The sequence below is a fragment of the Desulfobulbus propionicus DSM 2032 genome (genome assembly GCF_000186885.1).
Classification (GTDB): Bacteria; Desulfobacterota; Desulfobulbia; order Desulfobulbales; family Desulfobulbaceae; genus Desulfobulbus; species Desulfobulbus propionicus.
The window spans coordinates 2,410,102-2,427,075 of sequence record NC_014972.1 but is presented as its reverse complement, the minus strand read 5'-3'; the positions used below and the strand labels follow the sequence as shown (position 1 = coordinate 2,427,075).

The window sequence follows — 16,974 nt, the reverse complement described above, 5'->3', positions numbered from 1 at the left end:
AGGGGGAGAGAGCCGTTGCCTGCCCCATCGCCACGGCGACCAGACTGCCATGGAGATCGAAATCTCGCGAGGGGTGGGGCGGAGGGGATGTGACCGGGAGCCGTCTCGGCGTGACCGGCGATCGCTCCCGGTCACACTCGTCGACAGGATCAGCAACGCACTTCAGGCGTGCCGTGGAACAGGACTCACATCCCCACGGCAAACATCGCTTCCAGGTCGTGGCGCGAATAGGCCTGGAAGGCGAGCATGGTTTCGGTTTTGGCGATGCCGTCGATGGCCAGCATCTTGTTGGTGACCAGATCGGCCAGGTCGTCGTTGGTCTTGACCCGGATGATGGCCACCAGGTCGTATTTGCCGCTTACCGAGTAGACCTCGGAGATGCCGGCGATTTCCTGCAGCTTCTCGGCGACTTCGTTGATCTTGGTTCGTTCGGCGTTGATGAGAATGATCGAAGTAACCATGGTGTTCCTCACGCTTGCTGGGGGTGAACAGTGGTGAGCGGATGGTTTTCAGCCCGCTCGGGCGGCGGTCGGTTCGGCCGCGAAAAGAAACAGCCGGACGGACATGCCCCGCCCGGCCGCCTTGGACACGCTGGGCGCGCTCACTCGTAGGAGATGCATCCGGCTGGACAGGAACCGATCGCTTCCTCGATGCAGTCCTCGTCGCCGTCTTCCTCCATGAGCACATAGGCCTTGGTTTCATCGATGTCAAACCCGAAGATCTCCGGGCATAATTCCACGCAGGCCTCGCAGCCCAAACATTCTTCCTGATTGATTGCTACTTGTTTCGACATTCCGTGTTCTCGTGCAGAAGTAAAAAAAATGCCGGTCACCGCATGCGGGGCAGCGGCCGGCGGTCGCTCCTCGACGATGCCGGCGGACCGCCGGCAGGGTCGAGCGCGGGGCCTTGGCATCGTCGCCGCTTCCTTTACAGTTTTGCGGTTTTCAGGTCAATCGTCAATTTGTATTCCGCTGGGTCCTCGCCCTGTTTGACGGTGAACCCGAGCTTCTTGCCAAGCGCGATCATGTAGCGGTTTTCCGCCAACACCGTGCCCCAGACGATTTCCATGCCGCGTTCCTGAGCAATGCTCAGGCACTGGAGGAGCAGCTTGGCGCCAATACCCTTGCCTTGCCAGGGGTCGCCGATCAGCACCGAAAACTCGCCGCGCTTGCCGTCCGGCTCGCCGACGATGTTGGCCACGCCGAGCATCCGTTCCTCGCCCTCGCGGTCGTCCAGGCCGACAAAAGAGATCTCGCGGTCGTAGTCGATCTGGGTGAAGCGGGCCAGGATCTCGGGGGAGAGCGTCTTGACCACGCTGAAGAAGCGGTAATAGATGCTGGTCGGGGTCAGCGAGTTGAACAGCTCGACAAACAGCGGCGCGTCCTCGGGCTTGATCGGCCGGATGAACAGCGGCATCTGCATGTCGGTGAGGTCGTGCCGCTCCAGGTGCTGGGGGTAGGGGCTGATCACCAGGTGGAGGTTGTTGGCGCCGTTTTCCACCCGTTCCAGGCGGATGCGGGCGTCGACCGCGCAGGGTTCGCCGTTTTTGACCAGCACCGGGTTGATGTCCAGTTCGACGATCTCGGGGAAGTCGATCACCAGCTGGGAAAGGCGCATCAGGAGCTCCTCCAGCTTTTCCAGATCCGCCGGCGTGCTGTTGCGATACCCCTTGAGCAGCGGCAGGATACGGGTTTCCTCCATCATCCTGCGGGCCAGCAGGCGGTTGAGCGGCGGCAGGCCCAGCGCCTTGTCGTCGAGTACCTCGGCAAAGACGCCGCCCGAACCGAAACAGATGACCGGGCCGAAATTGTCGTCGGTCTTGCTGCCGATCAGCAGCTCGAAATCCGGGTGGGCGATAAAGGTCTGGAGGGTGACGCCGAGGATTCGGGCCTCCGGGTTGTGCGCCCGGGCGCCGTCCATGATCCGCTGAAAGGCGGCGCGCAGGTCGTCTTCGTTGCGCAGGTCAAGCTGCACCCCGTTTGCATCGGATTTGTGGCTGATGTCCGGCGACACCAATTTCATGGCCAGCGGCATCTCCATCTCCGCCGCCAGGTCGATCACCTCCTCGATGGTGGCGGCCAGCCGGGTGTCGTTGACCGGGATGCCGTAGGCGGCCAGGATTTCCTTGCTCTGCATCTCCGAGAGCAGCAGGTTCTCGTGCTCGAAATTCTCGTAAATGGTGCGGAACACCTGGTCGCGGTTGAAATAGAGTTCGGTGGCCAGTTTGGGCGGCACCTGGGAGAGCAGCTCCAGGTTGCGGGTGTACTCGTGCAGGTAGAGAAAGGCGCGCACCGCCCGTTCCGGGGTCTCGTAGGTGGGGATGTTCGCCTGGTTGAGGATGTTGATCGCCTCGGCCATCCGCTTGCCGCCCATCCAGGCGGCAAAGACCGGCACCCGTTTGCGCTTGACCAGCTTAACCAGCGCCCTGGCCACCTCTTCGGGCGGAGTCAGGTCCTGGGGCACCATGATCACCAGGATGCCGTCGAACTCCCGGCTGGCCAGGCAGATCTCCAGGGCCTTGGTGTACCGCTCGACCGTGGCGTTGCCGAGGATGTCGATGGGGTTGCCCCGGCTCCAGTAGGGCGGCAGAATCTCGCCCAGCTGGGTCATGATCTCGTCGGGGATGCGGGCCGGTTCCAGGCCGTATTCGGCCAGGGTGTCGGCGGCCATGACCCCGGGGCCGCCACCGTTGGTGACGATCGCCAGCCGGGTGCCCGCCGGCCGCGGCTGCTTGGCGGTCAGCTCGGCGCAGTCGAACAGCCGTGCCAGCGACGGCACCCGGACAATGCCCGCCCGCTTGAAGGCGGCATCGTAGACCGCATCCTCGCCGGCCATGGCGCCGATGTGGGTCGAGGCGGCGCGGGCCCCGGCCTGGCTCTTGCCGGCCTTGAGGACAATGATCGGTTTGATCCGCGACACCGAACGGGCCGCGCTCATGAACTTGCGCGGGTTGGTCAGATTTTCCATGTACAGAAGGATCGCCTTGACCGAACCGTCGTTGCCCAGGTAGTCGATCATGTCGCCGAAATCGACGTCGAGCATGGAGCCGATGGAAACGAAGTGGCTGAAGCCCATGTGTTCCTCGGCCGCCCGGTCGAGGATCGCCGCGCAGATGGCGCCGCTCTGGGAAATCACCGCCAGGCTGCCCTTGGCCGGCATGCCGCCGGCAAAGGTGGCGTTGAGATTTTTGTTCGGCCGGATGACACCCATGCAGTTGGGGCCGATGATCCGCATGCCCGAACCTTCGGCCGCGCCCTGGATCTGTTCCTCGATCAGCGCTCCTTCCTCGCCCAGCTCCTTGCCGCCGGCGGAGATGATGATCACCCCCTGGGTGCCGGCGCGCACGCACTGACGGACGATCTCCGGAGCGGTGGCGATCGGCGTGGCGATGATCGCCATCTCCGGGGCCGGCTCCACCTCGGTGATGGTGGCATAGGCCTTGAGGCCGCGCACGGTCTCATGGTGGGGGTTGATCGGGATGACGGTGCCCCGGAACCCGCCCTGGATGATGTTGTCCATCAGGGCGGAGCCGATGGCGTTGGGTTTGTCGTTGGCGCCGATGACCGCGATGCTTTGTGGGTCAAAGAATTGTTCCATGGAGTCTGATCCCTTGTGGGTTGGCGTGATGGTCTTTTCCCCTGTGACCTGCCGCGGCGGCTGGGGAGCGGCCGGGCAAGGGTAGACTTCACCTACCCTTTCCTGCGGCGATTGACAAGCCTTTTACGGAGATAATCCAGGGCAAAAATGAGCACGATGCCCAGCCAGGCGAGCCCATAGAATCGCGGTGCCACCGGCCCGGTGCCCAGGGCCCGCGACAAGGGCGGCCAGTAGAGAATGGCCCAGGAAAGGACGATTTGGATGAGGATGCCGGCCAGCAGGAAACGGTTGCGGAACAGCCCCGCATCCAGACCGGATCGTTGTTCGAAACGGCGTCCGGCCAGGTTGCCGATCTGCATTAGGAGGATGGTCGCCAGGGTGATGCCCACCGCCGAGCGGTGGAGTGGCGCATCCACGGCCAGCTCGGTCCCGTACCGCCAGCCGCCGTCGATCAGCACGGCAAAGAAAAGCAGCAGCGACCACAACCCTTCGATCATCCCGAGAAAACAGTAGCTGCGGACCATCAGGGCCGGGGTGAGCAGCTCCTGGCCCTGGGCGCGCGGCGGTTGCAGCATCACCTCCGGATCGGCCGGTTCCTGACCCAGGCCGATGGAGGGCACCAGGTCCGTGCCCAGGTCGATGGACAGGATGTGGATGATGTTGAGGGCCAAGGGCACCGGCAGGACGATGTACAACAGATAGGGCAAAATTTCCGGACCGTTGCTCACCAGCACGTAGCTGGTGAATTTTTTCATGTTGGCGAAGACCGTCCGTCCCTCTTCGACGCCGTCGACGATGGAGGCGAAATTGTCGTCCAAGAGGATGATCTGGGCCGACTCGCGGGCCACGTCCGTCCCCTGGCGGCCCATGGCGATGCCGATGTCCGCGGCCCGCAGGGCCGGGGCATCGTTGACTCCGTCGCCGGTCATGGCCACCACCCGCTCCATGCGCTTGAGGGCGGAGACGATTTTCATCTTCTGCTCCGGGGTGGTGCGGGCAAAGATGCGCACTCCCTGCCGCAGCTGTTCGATCAGGTCGTCGACGGTCAGTCCCTTGAGCTGCTCGCCGGTGCAATGCGCCGTTTCGCCCGGGCGGACAATGCCGGCCTTGGCCGCCACCGCCAGCGCCGTGGCCGGGTGGTCGCCGGTGATCATCAGCACCTCGATGCCGGCGCCGTGGCATCGGGCCACCGCTTGGGGCACTTCGGACCGTACCGGGTCCTCGATGCCGATGAATCCGGCGAGGAGCAGATCGTGTTCCAGTGGTTCGGCCGTGGCCTCCTCGGGCATCACCGACGCCACCTCGGCGGCGCTCAGCGGCCGATGGGCCACGGCGATCACCCGTAACCCCTGGCCGGCCATGTCGCGCATCACCGTTTCGCAGGCGGCCACCTGTTCGCGCAGGTCCAGCGCGGTACCGGCGGCCACGCCGGCAAGCATGGGGGCAATCGCCTCAAAGGCGCCCTTGACCACGAGCACTGGCCCGTTTTCATCCTCGACGATTCCGCCGGAACGGCGCTTGCCCACATCAAAGGCAAAGGAGCGTGCCACCTGCCGCCGCACCTCGTGGGGCGTGCCGTGGAGCGTCTGGCGCCAATGGCGGGCCACGGCCACGTCCAGGGGGTCGCCGAGCAGCTGCTCGCCGCTCTCGCGCACCTCGGAGGCGGCCAGGGCCAGGCGGGTCAGGGACCGCTCCGCTTCGGGCGCGAGGGCCGCGCCGGTCAGCGGCGCCACCATGCGGGTGATGGTCAGTTGGTTTTGGGTCAGGGTGCCGGTCTTGTCGGTGCAGATCACATGGACCGCGCCCAGGGCTTCGACCGCGCCCAGGCTGGTCACCAGCACATTCTTTTTCGCCATGCGCAGGCTGCCCATCACCAGCGCCAGGGTCAGGGTGGGCAGCAGTCCTTCCGGCACGTTGGCGACAATGATCCCCATCATGAACACCAGGTTCATCCACAGTGGCTTGCCGCTGGCAACGCCGTAGAGAAAGAAGCTCGCGCCCATGGTGCAGGCAATGAGGGTGAGGATGCGGATCATGCGCGACACTTCGCGCTCCAGCGGCGAGGTCGTGCGGCGGATGGTCTGCGACAGCTGGGCGATGCGGCCGAAACGGGTGCGCAGGCCGGTGGCGAACACCACCCCCGTCCCCGTGCCCTGGAGCACGGTGCAGCCGGCAAAGGCGATGTTGTCGCACTCAACCAGCGGTTTGTCCTGGGCCTGGGCAACCAGCCGCACCGGCGCTGATTCGCCGGTCAACGGTGAGTTGTCGACCAGCAGTCCCTTGGCGTCGATCAGGCGCAGGTCGGCGGCCACCTTGTCCCCTTCGGAGAGGATCACCACGTCGCCGGGCACGATTTCCTCGGCCGGCAGACGGACAAGCCCCCTCTGGCGGCGGACCTCGACCATGTGCGGCAGAAACTGTTTCAAGGCTTCCATGGCCCGTTCCGCCCGGTACTCCTGAAAAAAGCTGAACAGGGCGTTGACCAGGGCGACCACCACCAGGGCCCAGCCGAGCACGCCCATGCCCTCGCCGGGATTGATCCGGTGGGCAATGAAACAGATGGCCGCCGCGACAAAGAGCAGGATGGCCAAAAAGTTGGTGAATTGGCGGCCCAGGGTCCGGGCCAGCTTCCAGCGGTCGATCACCTCGAAGCGGTTGGGGCCGACATGCGCCAGCCGCTCCCGGACCTCGGCCGACGCCAGGCCCTCGGCACCGCTATGGAGAATCGCGTAGACCTGCTCCGGCGGAATCCGGCCGATATGAAGGGGATGGTCGTTCATAGGGTCCGGTAGATGCCGACGTCGCAGGCGGTGGCGCGCAGGATCTGTTCGATGCGGTTGCCGTAGAAAAATCGGTGGGGCAGGCTGCGCTCGGTGGCGCCGAGCAGGATCATGGCCGCGTTGAGTTTGCCCGCCTGGATGAGGATCTCCTTGGCCCAGTCGTCGGAAAGGGTCACGTGCCGGTCCACGTGCAGGGGGACATCGGCGATCTGGGCGCGAATCTCCGCCGCCGCCTGGGCGAGATAGTGGGAGCCCACGCTGATCTTCCGCTTGGCGGCGGCGGCGGTGATGTAGCGGAAATACAGCGGATTGACCGTCATCACCCGCAGCAGGTGAAGCCGGTTGACCGAAGTGACGAGCAGGCGGAGAAAGGGCAGGGCCGCACGCGGGCCGCGCGGATGGCCGGCCAGGGGAAAGAGCAGGGTGCGCGGGCAGCCGAGCAGGCCGGGGCTGACCACGCGGATGGCCATGACGTTGCAGAGCCCGGAGCGGAGCAGCCGTTCCGAAACGGTGCCGGCGAGAAACCCCCGGCCCCGAGGGGCGATGCGCGCCCCGCACAGGCAGTAGGTCTGCTCGCCCGGCGGAATGGTCCGCAACAGGGAGGAAAGGACATCACCTTCCAACTCACGGATCAGGCAACTGCTTTCAATGGCGTGCTGGGCGCATTCACGGGCGAAGGCCGCGTATTTGGCCTCGATCCGGCCGCGCGGGCAGGAACCGTCCAGGATGTGGACAAAGAGCAACTGTCGGCTGGGTAGGGCGGCGGCCATGCGCAGGGCGTAGCGGCCCACCCAGTCGGCGTTGATCGAGCCGTCGTGCGCCAGAACAATCCGTCGGTCCATCGTGCCTCCAAGGGAGCGATTGCGTGGTCGACAGAACCTATCCTGCCGTGAGTAAAGGATAGTTGGGCGAGGAATGCAAGCGGGAAGTGGAGTCAGACACGGCCCCTGCCGGGCACCGTTATGCGGGGACTGGCTGCCCATGATTGCTGTTGACAAGAGATCAAACCGTAATATAAAGAAAAAATTAAAAAATCCTGCCGTTTTCCGGACGGCCTCCCCCTTTGGCTGTGTGGTTCTTCAGAGGCCCCAGCAAGCGACAACACGCCCATGACCCCCGAACACTTCATTGCTCTCTGAAAAGATAACCGGCTCAATGAACGTGCCGGCGCCCAGCAGCATTTCAACGACCTGTGTGACCTGCTCGGCGTCGACAAGCCGCGCGACCCGGACAACTACTGTTTTGAACGCGGCGCCAAGAAGACCGGCGGCGGCGATGGTTGAGCCGATGTGTGGAAGCGCGGCTGTTTTGGCTGGGAAAACAAGAAGCCGGGCCGCGATCTGGGGGCCGCCCTCAAGCAGTTGACCGACTATGCCCTGCAGCTCGACAATCCGCCACTGCTGGTGGTGTGCGACCGCGAGCGCATCGTCATCCACACCGCCTTCACTGGCTATCCCGATGAACCGCGCGAAATCGCCATCGAGGAGTTGACCGACCCCGGCACGCGGCAGCTGCTGACCTGGGTGTTCACCGACCCGCTCAAGCTGCGGCCGGAAAAATCGACGGCGGCGATCACCGAGGAGGCTGCCGGCCAGTTTGCCCTGCTGGCCCAGACCATGCGCGGGCGCGGCGTGGACGGCCAGCGCATCGCCCATTTTCTGGTGCAGTGCCTGTTTTGCATGTTCGCCGAGGACGAGGCACTGCTGCCCGAAAATATTTTTACCGATATTCTCGGAAACGCTGGTACCGATACCGCCAAGGCCGCCAACCGCATCGGCAAGCTCTTTGGCGCCATGCAGAAGAAATCCGGCGGCGAGTACGGCGACCACGACATTGCCTGGTTCAACGGCGGCCTGTTTCAAACCATCGACATCCCGGAACTGACCACAGACGATGTGGCCGCCCTCCATCGGGCCGCCGCCGACCGCGATTGGCGGGCCATCGATCCGACCATCTTCGGCACCCTGTTCGAGCGCGGCCTGGATCCGAAAGCCCGCGCTCCGCTCGGCGCCCATTACACGGACACCGGCACTATCGCCAAGCTGATCCACCCGCTGATCACCGAACCGCTTTTGGCCGAATGGCGGGAGGTCAAAGCCATCATCGCCGCCGGCCAGGGCAAGGGACCCAGGAGCAAGGCCTTTCTCAAGGCCCGCGCCGCCTACCACGGTTTTCTCCAGCGCCTGTTCAGCTTCCGCGTGCTCGATCCGGCCTGCGGTTCGGGCAACTTTCTTTATCTGGCCCTCAAGGCCCTGCGCGACGTGGAAAAGCAGGTCAACATCGAGGCCCAGGACTTGGGCTATCCGGCCAAGCTGCTGATGATGACCGGGCCGCAGAACATCTGCGGCATCGAGATCAACGAGTACGCCGCCGAACTGGCCCGCACCACGGTATGGATCGGCGATATCCAGTGGTGCCGCCGCAACGGCCGGGAAATCGCCCGCGATCCGATTCTCCGCTCACTCGACAGCATCGAGCATCGCGATGCCCTGCTCAACCCGGACGGCAGCGAGGCCAGCTGGCCCAAGGCCCATGTGATTGTCGGCAATCCGCCCTTTCTCGGCGACAAGATGATGCGCGGCGAGCTGGGCGACGACTCTGTCGAGCGGTTGCGCGGCTGCTACCAGGGGCGGGTGCCCGGCGGCGCCGACCTGGTGACCTATTGGTTTGAAAAGGCGCGCGCCCAGATCGAGGCGGGTCTGGCGGATGCCGCCGGCCTGGTGGCCACCAACTCCATCCGTCAGAAACGCAACCGGGTGGTGCTGGAACGCATTCAGGCCACCACCCGCATCTTTGAGGCCTGGTCGGACGAGGACTGGGTCAACGAAGGGGCGGCGGTGCGGGTCAGCCTGGTTTGTTTCGGCCGGGGCAACACGGTCCGGCTCGACGGTCAGCCGGTGGCCGCGATCCACGCCGACCTCACCGGCAGCGCCGAGGCGGACCAGACCCTGGATCTCACCCAGGCGCGGCCGCTGGCCGCCAACAAGGGACGATCGTTCTTCGGCATCTGCCTGGCCGGACCCTTCAAGGTGGACACGGCCCACGGCGCTCGATTGGCTGGCGGACACCGGCAACCCCAACGGTCGGCCCAACAGCGACGTGGTCCGGCCGATCTACAATGGGTCGGACATCACCCGCCGCTGGGCCGGCAAGTGGGTGATCGATTTCGCCGCCATGGACCAGCGCCAGGCCGCCGATTACCTCAAGCCCTTTGCCCACGTGGAGGCCATGGTCAAGCCGGTACGAATCAACAACAATCGAGTGGCCAGAGCAGAAAAATGGTTGCAGCACGGGGAGAAGCGTCCGGCTTTGTGCGCCGCGCTCCAGGGGCTCAGCCACTACATCGCCACTCCGGAGACGGCCAAGCATCGCTTTTTTGTCCGCTTTCCGGTGCAGGTGGCGCCGGAACACAGCCTGATCGTCATTCCCCGCCAGGACGACGCCACTTTGGGCATCCTCTCCTCTCGCATCCACTGTCTTTGGGCCATTGAAAAAGGCGGGCGCATGGGCTTGGGCAATGACCCTCGCTACAACGTCAGTCTCACCTTTGAAACCTTTCCCTTTCCACCGGGCTTTGATCTCCACGATCCCGCCCCACCTGCCGGCGAACCGTTGGCGGCCATCGGTGCCGCTGCCGCCGAACTGCTCCGCTGGCGGGAGCACTGGCTCAACCCGGAAGAGTGGCTCGACTGGGTGATCACCCCCGAGGAGCAGGCCGCCGGATTGCCGCCGCGACCACAGCCCAAACCCGAACATGCCGCTGCCTGGAAAAAACGTACCCTGACCAACCTCTACAACGAGATGCCCGCCGGCCTGCGGCTGCGTCAGGAGCAGCTCGACCGCGCCGTTGCCCTGGCCTACGGCTGGGACGACTACAGCCCGGCCATGCCCGACCCGACCATTCTCGCCCGGCTGCTGGCCCGCAACCTCGCGCCGGTGTCCGTCGGCGAGGACAGGGCTCGAGCGTGAACCGTGCCGTGGTCTGCCGTGGCTGTCGACCGGCAACGAGCCTTGACGTCGCCCATTTTTTTCTTTATGGGTAAAGCAATGGAGGACCTTGCCATGGACAACACCTCTCCGGTGTATGTGGACACCACCCAGCGAGGATTTTATCGTTTTTTCGGCGTCATGGTGGTGCTGTTGCTGCTGCCGCCGTGTACCGACGCCGCGCTGTACGTGCTGCTGCTCATGCCGTTTGCCACCCTGCTCATCTGGGCGTCCGGTCTGCTCTTCGGCAGGCTGGCGATGCTGCTGGCCGCCTTGTTGTCGCTGTACCTTGCCATTTACGGATTCATCGCCCTGCTCAAGTTCTGACTCCGGTTGACCTTTCGCCGCGACTGGTTGGCGTGGTGCCCGCCCATCCGGCCAGGGCCGGGAACGCCGCCCCGGCATCCCCTCAACCATTCCGCAACGGAGCCCGCCATGACCAGATCCCGGCCCCTTTCCCTGCAAACCTTTGTCTATCGCGTTCTGACCCTGCGGTTGGCGCTGATGGCCGTGGTCATCGGTCTGCTGACCGGGGCGGCGGTCTATTACAGCGAACAACAGAACCTGCGCGCCCAGGTGGTCGAGGAGACCCGCGCTGAAATCCAGCTGCTGATCGCCCGCACCATCCAAATCGCACAGGAGCAGGGCAGGGAACAACGCGCCGCCTTTCATCAGGCCCTGGAGGAGCGGCTTTCGGTCGCGGCCAAACCGGCCAACGGCGAGTTTGTCTATGTGCAATTTTTTGTTCCCGGCACCGGGGAGAGCGAGGAGCGGACAGCCAACAGCTATCCCCTGATCGAAGCGGTGAAGCGCCTGGCCCACTCCCGGCCGCGCCGGCCCCCACCGGGGGGCGAAGCGGCGGAGGTGGTCATGGTGGGCGAGCGGCTGCACGTGCTAGTGGTCATGCCGCTCACCGATCCGGCAGGCCCGAATCCGGCCTACGCCGAGGCCGTGTTCGCCCCCTCCGAGGCCGCCAGGCAGGCCTTGCAGAAGACGCTGCGGCACAGCGTGGTCATGGCCCTGCTGATCGTCGTCGCCACCAGCGGCCTGCTCTATCCGGTCATCCTCCAGCTGGTGCGCAAGCTGACCCTGTTTTCCCGCAACCTGCTGGAGGCCAACCTGGGTACCCTGTCGCTCTTGGCCAGCGCCATCGCCAAGCGCGACAGCGACACCGACGCGCACAACTTCCGCGTCACCCTGTACGCGGTGCGGTTGGCCGAGGTCCTTGGTCTGGAAAACAGCGCGCTCCAGACCCTGATCAAGGGGGCCTTTCTCCATGATGTGGGCAAGATCGGCATTCGCGACCAGATTCTGCTCAAGGCGGGCGGGTTGGATGCGCGGGAGTTTGCCCAGATGCAGGCGCATGTGCGCCACGGGCTGGAGATCATTGATGGATCAATGTGGCTGGCCGACGCGGCCCAGGTGGTGGGGGCGCATCACGAGAAATTCGACGGCAGCGGGTATCCCAACGGGCTGACCGGGGAGGCCATTCCGCTGGTGGCGCGAATCTTTGCCGTGGCCGATGTCTTTGACGCCCTGACCTCGAAGCGGCCCTACAAGCAGCCGCTTTCCTACGAGGCGGCCCTGGATCTCATCCGCCAGGGCCGGGGCAGCCATTTCGACCCCAAGGTCGTCGATGCCTTCCTCGTCATCTCGGCCAGGGTGTATCGGGCCTATGCGGGCCGCGACAGCCAGGGGCTGCGCGATGAACTCAAGACCATCATCACCCGCGCCTTTAGCCAGGGCGAGATCCTGCTGGACTAGCGGCAGAATCCCGCCTGGTTACCCTAGGCAGGCAAGGGGTCGGTCACCTCGTCCACCAGATAGAGGATCGAACGGTAGGGGATCTCGGCGTGCAGGGCCAGGCCGATCTCGCAGGTCTTGCTGGTGGAATAGCCGGTTTCGCAGCCGTAGACCTGCTCTTTCAGGCCAGCTAGGGCCGCGCGGTTGAGTTCCGGGAAGTTGAAGCCGCGGTCGCCGGCAAAGCCGCAGCAGTGAATATCCTCGGGCACCACCACCTCCTTGGCGCAGAGTTGCGCCAGTTGGCGCAGCTTGCCGTCCAGCCCCATCTTGCGGGTACTGCAGGTGGCATGGAGGGCGATCCGTTCCTTCCTGCGGGCAAACACCAGCCGATCCTGGAGAAATTCGAGCACGAATTCCACCGGTTCATAGAGTCTCAGCCGCTTGTCGAGGGTGTTGCGCATCCGCTGCAGGCAGGGGCTGGTGTCGCACAGCACCGGCAGCTCGCCGTCACGGGTGGCCTTGAGCAGGGCATCGCTCAGTTCGTCGGCCTTGGCATCGGCCTGGCGCATCAACCCCTTGCTCTCAAAGGCCTGGCCGCAGCAGAGCGCCTCCACCCGCTCGGGCAGGATCGCGCCGTAACCTGCCTTGGCGAGCAGGGCCAAGGTCTTGTGCGGCAGGCCGGTGCGTTCGAGGTCGTGGCGGGCCGGCCCGCCCATGGCCCGGCTGGCGCAGCTGGGAAAATAAACCACCTGGAGTTCTCCGGCAGGAGCTGGCGGGCGCAGGGCGGGCACGCCGGCGGGCATTTCCCGGTTCCACAGGGGCACCAGGCCGCCGCTGACGGTGCGGGCCAGCTGCGTGGCCTGTTCCATCATCGGCGTGCCGACCAAACGGTGGACCCCATCCACCGTGTCGAGCAAGCCGCTCACCGAGCGGGTCACGCCCTTGAAATGATCGGCCACGTACCGGGAAACCGCCTTGGCCAGCTGGCCGTTGGCCTCCTCGCGCAGGCTCTTGACCATCTTGCCGGTGTCGATCCCCACCGGGCAGAGGGTGGCGCAGAGGCCGTCGGCGGCGCAGGTGTCCATGCCCGGATAGCGGTAAGCCTTGATCAGCCGCTGCACCTCCCGCTGGCCGGCATTGGCCGCCAGCCGCCGGCTGATCTCGCGGCGGCCGGCGATGCGCTGCCGAGGGGTAAAGGTGAGGTTCTTCGACGGGCAGACCGGCTCGCAGAAGCCACACTCGATGCACTTGTCCACCAATTCGTGGGTGGGCGGCAGGGGCTTGAGGTCCTTGATATGGGCTTCGAGGTCAGCGTTGAGAATGACGCCTGGATTGAGCAGCCCCTGGGGGTCGAACAGGGCTTTGATCTCCTGCATCAGGCCAAAGGCGGCCTCGCCCCACTCCTTCTCCACAAAAGGCGCCATGTTGCGGCCGGTGCCGTGTTCGGCCTTGAGCGAGCCGTCGTATTTCTCCGCCACCAGGCGCACCACCCCGTCCATGAAGTCGCGGTAGCGGACCACCTCTGTCTGGATGGAAAAATCCTGGGTAAAGACAAAGTGGAGGTTGCCGGCCAGGGCATGGCCGAAGATGATCGCCTCGGTATAGCCATATTTGCGGAACAGCTCCTGGAGATCGAGGGTGGCATTGGCCAGGTGTTCGATGGGAAAGGCCACGTCCTCGATGATGACCGTGGTGCCGGTCTGGCGGACCGCGCCCACCGCCGGGAACAGCCCCTTGCGGATCTTCCACAGTTGGGTGTACTCCTCGGCAATGGCGGTGAACTCGATTGGCCGCACCGTGGGCAGATCGGCCAGGCTTGCGGTAATCTGTTCGATCTGGGCACGAAGTGCCTCGGCGGTCTCCGCTCGGGTCTCGATCAGCAGGGCGGTGACGCCCGGATCAAGCTCGGCCAGGAAGGGCGGCATGCCCGGCTTGCCGGTGACCGAGGCCAGGCCGGCACGGTCGATCAGTTCGGCGGCCGCCACCGGCTGCTGCTGGAGGATGACCACCGCCTCGCAGACGGTGCGGATATCCGGGTAAAAGATCAGGGCGCTGGCCTTGTGGCGATGCTCGATCACGGTGCGGTAGACCACGTCGGCGATGAAACCGAGCGTGCCCTCGGAGCCGATCATCAGATGCTGCATGATGTCGAAAGGGTCGTCGAAATCGACCAGGGCGTTGAGGCTGTAGCCGGTGGTGTTTTTGATTTTGAACTTGTAACGGATGCGCTCCGCCAGCTCTTGATCGGCGCGAACCCGGTCGCGCAGCGCGGCCAGGCCGTCGAGCAGGGCAGGGTGGCTGCGGCGGCAGGCGGCCCGGCTCTTGTCGTCGGCGGTGTCGACGATGGTGCCGTCGGCGAGGATGATGCGCATCGAATCCAGGGTGCGGTAGCTGTTCTGTTCCACCCCGCAGCACATGCCGCTGGCGTTGTTGGCCAGGATGCCGCCGATCTTGGCGCTGTCGATCGAGGCCGGGTCCGGGCCGATCTTGCGGTCGAATTCGGCCAGGATGCGGTTGGCGTGGCCGCCGATGATCCCCGGTTGGAGCTGGATCTTGCTGGCGTTGGCGAACACTCGAAAGCGGTTCCAGCCCGGACCGAGCCGAACCAGGATCGAGTCGGTGATCGCCTGGCCGGAGAGGCTGGTGCCGGCGGCACGGAAGGTGACCGGCAGCCGCAGCCGGCCGGCTTCGCGCAGGATCAGCTGCACCTCGGCCTCGGTGTTGACGTTGATCACGATTTTGGGCACCAGCAGGTAGAAACTGGCGTCGGTGCCGAAGGTGACGGTGCGCAGGGGGTCGGTGATGATCTGGTCGGCGGGGATATGCGGCTTGATCCGCTGGTGGAAGGTCTTGTACGTTCCGGATACCATGGCAGCCTCCTGGTTGATGGGAATGATTTTCAATGTATAGAGGATAGAAGCGGAAAACACCACAGAAAACTGCGGCGATAGTGATCGGCGGCAGGCAAAGGAAACACCAAGGCGCTCGCTGACACCGGGCGCTGGCCGGTCAGACCGCAGTTCCCTGATGTGTTCCGTCCGGTTCCACGGTATGATGGAACAATCGGCCACCCGCGCGATGTCCGGGGCGGGGCGGCGATGGTCCATTCAAGCCCGGGAGGGGAGGAGAGAACGATGCGATTTGCACAGGCCCGGCAGGGCAGGGTGTTCATTGTCCGATTGGAGGACGGCGAGATCGTCCACGAGGTGATCGAACGGTTCGCCGCCGAACAGCAGATCGAGGCCGCCTCGCTGCTGGTGGTCGGCGGGGCAGATGACGGCAGCCGGCTGGTGGTCGGGCCCAGGGAGGATCGCGGCCTGCCGTTGGAAGCCATGCACTGGCCGCTTGAACACGCCCATGAGGTGGCCGGGGTCGGTACCCTGTTCCGCGACGAGCAGGGGACGCCGCTGGTGCATCTGCACATGGCATGCGGCCGGGGCGGCCAGACAATCACCGGTTGCATTCGCACCGGGGTGCGGGTGTGGCACGTCATGGAGGTGATCGTCCACGAGCTGGTGGGGAGCTCGGCGCGTCGGGCGGTCGAGGAACCGCTGGGGCTGAAGCTGCTGCAACCGTAGCCATCCCGTTTGATCAGCAATTCGCAGGAGACAGACCATGGATGTTGCCCGATTGATCGCGCTCCGCCAGAGCGTCAGAAGCTATGCCGACCAGCCGGTTGAAGAGGAAAAGCTGGCGCAGCTGATCGAGGCGGTGCGGCTCGCGCCCTCGGCCTCCAATTCCCAACCGTGGAAACTGATCCTGGTCACCGACCCCGACCTTAAGGACAAGGTGGCTCGTGCCACTTTCAGTGCCTTGGTTTCGTTCAATAAGTTCGCACCCGAGGCGCCGGTGCTCGCCGTGTTGGTAATCGAGAAGCCACGGGTGATCACCCAGATCGGCGCCCGGCTCAAGGACCGGGAATTTCCCCTGATCGACATCGGCATCGCCGCCAGCCAGTTCTGCCTGCGGGCGACAGAACTGGGACTGGGAACCTGCATGCTCGGCTGGTTTGACGAGCAGGCCATCAAGAAACTGCTCCACATCCCGGCAAGCAGGCGGATCGGCCTGGTCATCACCCTTGGCTATGCCAGGGAGGGCGACCCGCTACGGCCGAAAAGAAGAAAACAGGCGGAAGAGATGAGCAGCCGGAACAGCTACTGATCTTTTTCGCCCCGACGGACAAACAATCCGAGAAAAAAAGGAAACAAAGCAGGATGGATAGCGGCACGATCAACGAATACCTCAAATTTTTCATCGCCCTGCTGGCGATCGTCAATCCGGTGGGCATGCTGCCGATCTTCATCAACATGACCACCAGCCAGGACGACCGAACCCGCAACAGGAACGGCTCCATGGCGGCCCTGTCCATGGGTATCATCCTGGTGGTGGTCCTGTTCAGCGGCGAGGCCATCCTGCGGTTCTTCGGCATCTCGGTGGACTCCTTCCGCGTGGGCGGCGGTATCCTCATCCTGCTGATGGCGATCTCCATGCTCAACGCCAAGATCAGCAACGTCAAACAGACCAAGGAGGAGGAACTCGACTCGGCCGAGCGCGACAGCGTGGCCGTGGTTCCCCTGGGCACGCCGCTGCTGGCCGGACCCGGTGCGATCAGCACGGTCATCCTCTATGCCCAGCGTCACGACTCGGCCATGCACTACCTTTCCATGTGCGTGGTGATCGTCCTTTTGGTTTTCCTGACCGCGTTGCTGTTCCGGCTGGCGCCGACCATCACCCAGCTGCTGGGCAGAACGGGCATCAACATCGTCACCCGGTTGATGGGCCTGATCATGGCCGCCATGGGGGTGGAGTTCATTGCCCACGGCCTCCGGCAGCTGTTCCCGGTGCTGGGCGGCTGAGGCGCTCGCCG

The 16,974-nt window shown here is 64.6% G+C and carries 12 protein-coding genes and 1 pseudogene; 7 read left to right on the top strand and 6 right to left on the bottom strand.

Translation table 11 applies throughout. The features are described 5' to 3' along the window. Nucleotides 1–185 precede the first annotated feature (185 nt). The 5 genes from DESPR_RS10545 to DESPR_RS10525 all read right to left on the bottom strand — a co-directional run bounded on the left by DESPR_RS10545 (nt 186) and on the right by DESPR_RS10525 (nt 7,219). Nucleotides 186–461 carry an Lrp/AsnC family transcriptional regulator gene (locus DESPR_RS10545; RefSeq protein ID WP_015724805.1) on the bottom strand — a complete coding sequence of 92 codons (276 nt, stop codon included), beginning with the start codon at nt 459–461 and terminating at the stop codon, nt 186–188. 140 nt (nt 462–601) lie between these two features. Further along, nucleotides 602–793, bottom strand: coding sequence for a ferredoxin (locus DESPR_RS18500; RefSeq protein WP_043769971.1), 192 nt, complete (start codon nt 791–793; stop codon nt 602–604). Nucleotides 794–927: 134 nt separating this feature from the next. Continuing rightward, nucleotides 928–3,597, bottom strand: a complete 2,670-nt coding sequence (locus tag DESPR_RS10535; RefSeq protein ID WP_015724803.1) for a bifunctional acetate--CoA ligase family protein/GNAT family N-acetyltransferase — start codon at nt 3,595–3,597, stop codon at nt 928–930. 92 nt (nt 3,598–3,689) lie between these two features. Further along, nucleotides 3,690–6,377, bottom strand: a complete 2,688-nt coding sequence (locus DESPR_RS10530; RefSeq protein ID WP_015724802.1) for a cation-translocating P-type ATPase — start codon at nt 6,375–6,377, stop codon at nt 3,690–3,692. Next, nucleotides 6,374–7,219 (bottom strand): universal stress protein, encoded by an 846-nt coding sequence (locus DESPR_RS10525; RefSeq protein ID WP_015724801.1) that lies wholly within the window; start codon nt 7,217–7,219, stop codon nt 6,374–6,376. Before DESPR_RS10525 ends, DESPR_RS10530 begins: the two co-directional genes overlap by 4 nt. A 774-nt stretch (nt 7,220–7,993) precedes the next feature. On the opposite strand from DESPR_RS10525, the pseudogene DESPR_RS19225 reads away from it, so the two are divergent. The 4 genes and pseudogenes from DESPR_RS19225 to DESPR_RS10510 all read left to right on the top strand — a co-directional run. Beyond that, nucleotides 7,994–9,181: pseudogene (locus tag DESPR_RS19225) on the top strand (DNA methyltransferase); the annotation flags it as partial. Then, entirely contained in the window at nt 9,084–10,346 is a 1,263-nt protein-coding gene (locus DESPR_RS19300; protein WP_425513486.1) for a type IIL restriction-modification enzyme MmeI, read from the top strand. The pseudogene DESPR_RS19225 and the gene DESPR_RS19300, both read left to right, overlap by 98 nt. A gap of 93 nt (nt 10,347–10,439) precedes the next feature. Beyond that, on the top strand, nt 10,440–10,691 hold the full coding sequence (locus DESPR_RS10515) for a hypothetical protein (RefSeq protein ID WP_015724800.1): 252 nt from the start codon (nt 10,440–10,442) through the stop codon (nt 10,689–10,691). A 108-nt stretch (nt 10,692–10,799) separates the two neighbouring features. Beyond that, the gene (locus DESPR_RS10510; RefSeq protein WP_015724799.1) at nt 10,800–12,128 is read left to right on the top strand and encodes an HD-GYP domain-containing protein; all 1,329 of its coding nucleotides are present in this window, start codon (nt 10,800–10,802) and stop codon (nt 12,126–12,128) included. A gap of 23 nt (nt 12,129–12,151) precedes the next feature. On the opposite strand, the gene DESPR_RS10505 is transcribed toward DESPR_RS10510, so the two are convergent. Beyond that, nucleotides 12,152–14,977 (bottom strand): FAD-binding and (Fe-S)-binding domain-containing protein, encoded by a 2,826-nt coding sequence (locus DESPR_RS10505; protein ID WP_015724798.1) that lies wholly within the window; start codon nt 14,975–14,977, stop codon nt 12,152–12,154. 264 nt (nt 14,978–15,241) lie between these two features. Between DESPR_RS10505 and DESPR_RS10500 the strand changes: the two genes are divergently transcribed. The 3 genes from DESPR_RS10500 to DESPR_RS10490 are packed head-to-tail and all read left to right on the top strand — an operon-like array spanning nt 15,242 to nt 16,963. Continuing rightward, nucleotides 15,242–15,685: a PPC domain-containing DNA-binding protein gene (locus tag DESPR_RS10500; RefSeq protein ID WP_015724797.1), complete on the top strand. Its 444-nt coding sequence runs from the start codon at nt 15,242–15,244 to the stop codon at nt 15,683–15,685. A 37-nt stretch (nt 15,686–15,722) separates the two neighbouring features. Beyond that, nucleotides 15,723–16,268 carry a nitroreductase family protein gene (locus tag DESPR_RS10495; RefSeq protein ID WP_015724796.1) on the top strand — a complete coding sequence of 182 codons (546 nt, stop codon included), beginning with the start codon at nt 15,723–15,725 and terminating at the stop codon, nt 16,266–16,268. 53 nt (nt 16,269–16,321) lie between these two features. Then, entirely contained in the window at nt 16,322–16,963 is a 642-nt protein-coding gene (locus tag DESPR_RS10490) for a YchE family NAAT transporter (RefSeq protein ID WP_015724795.1), read from the top strand. Nucleotides 16,964–16,974 lie beyond the last annotated feature (11 nt).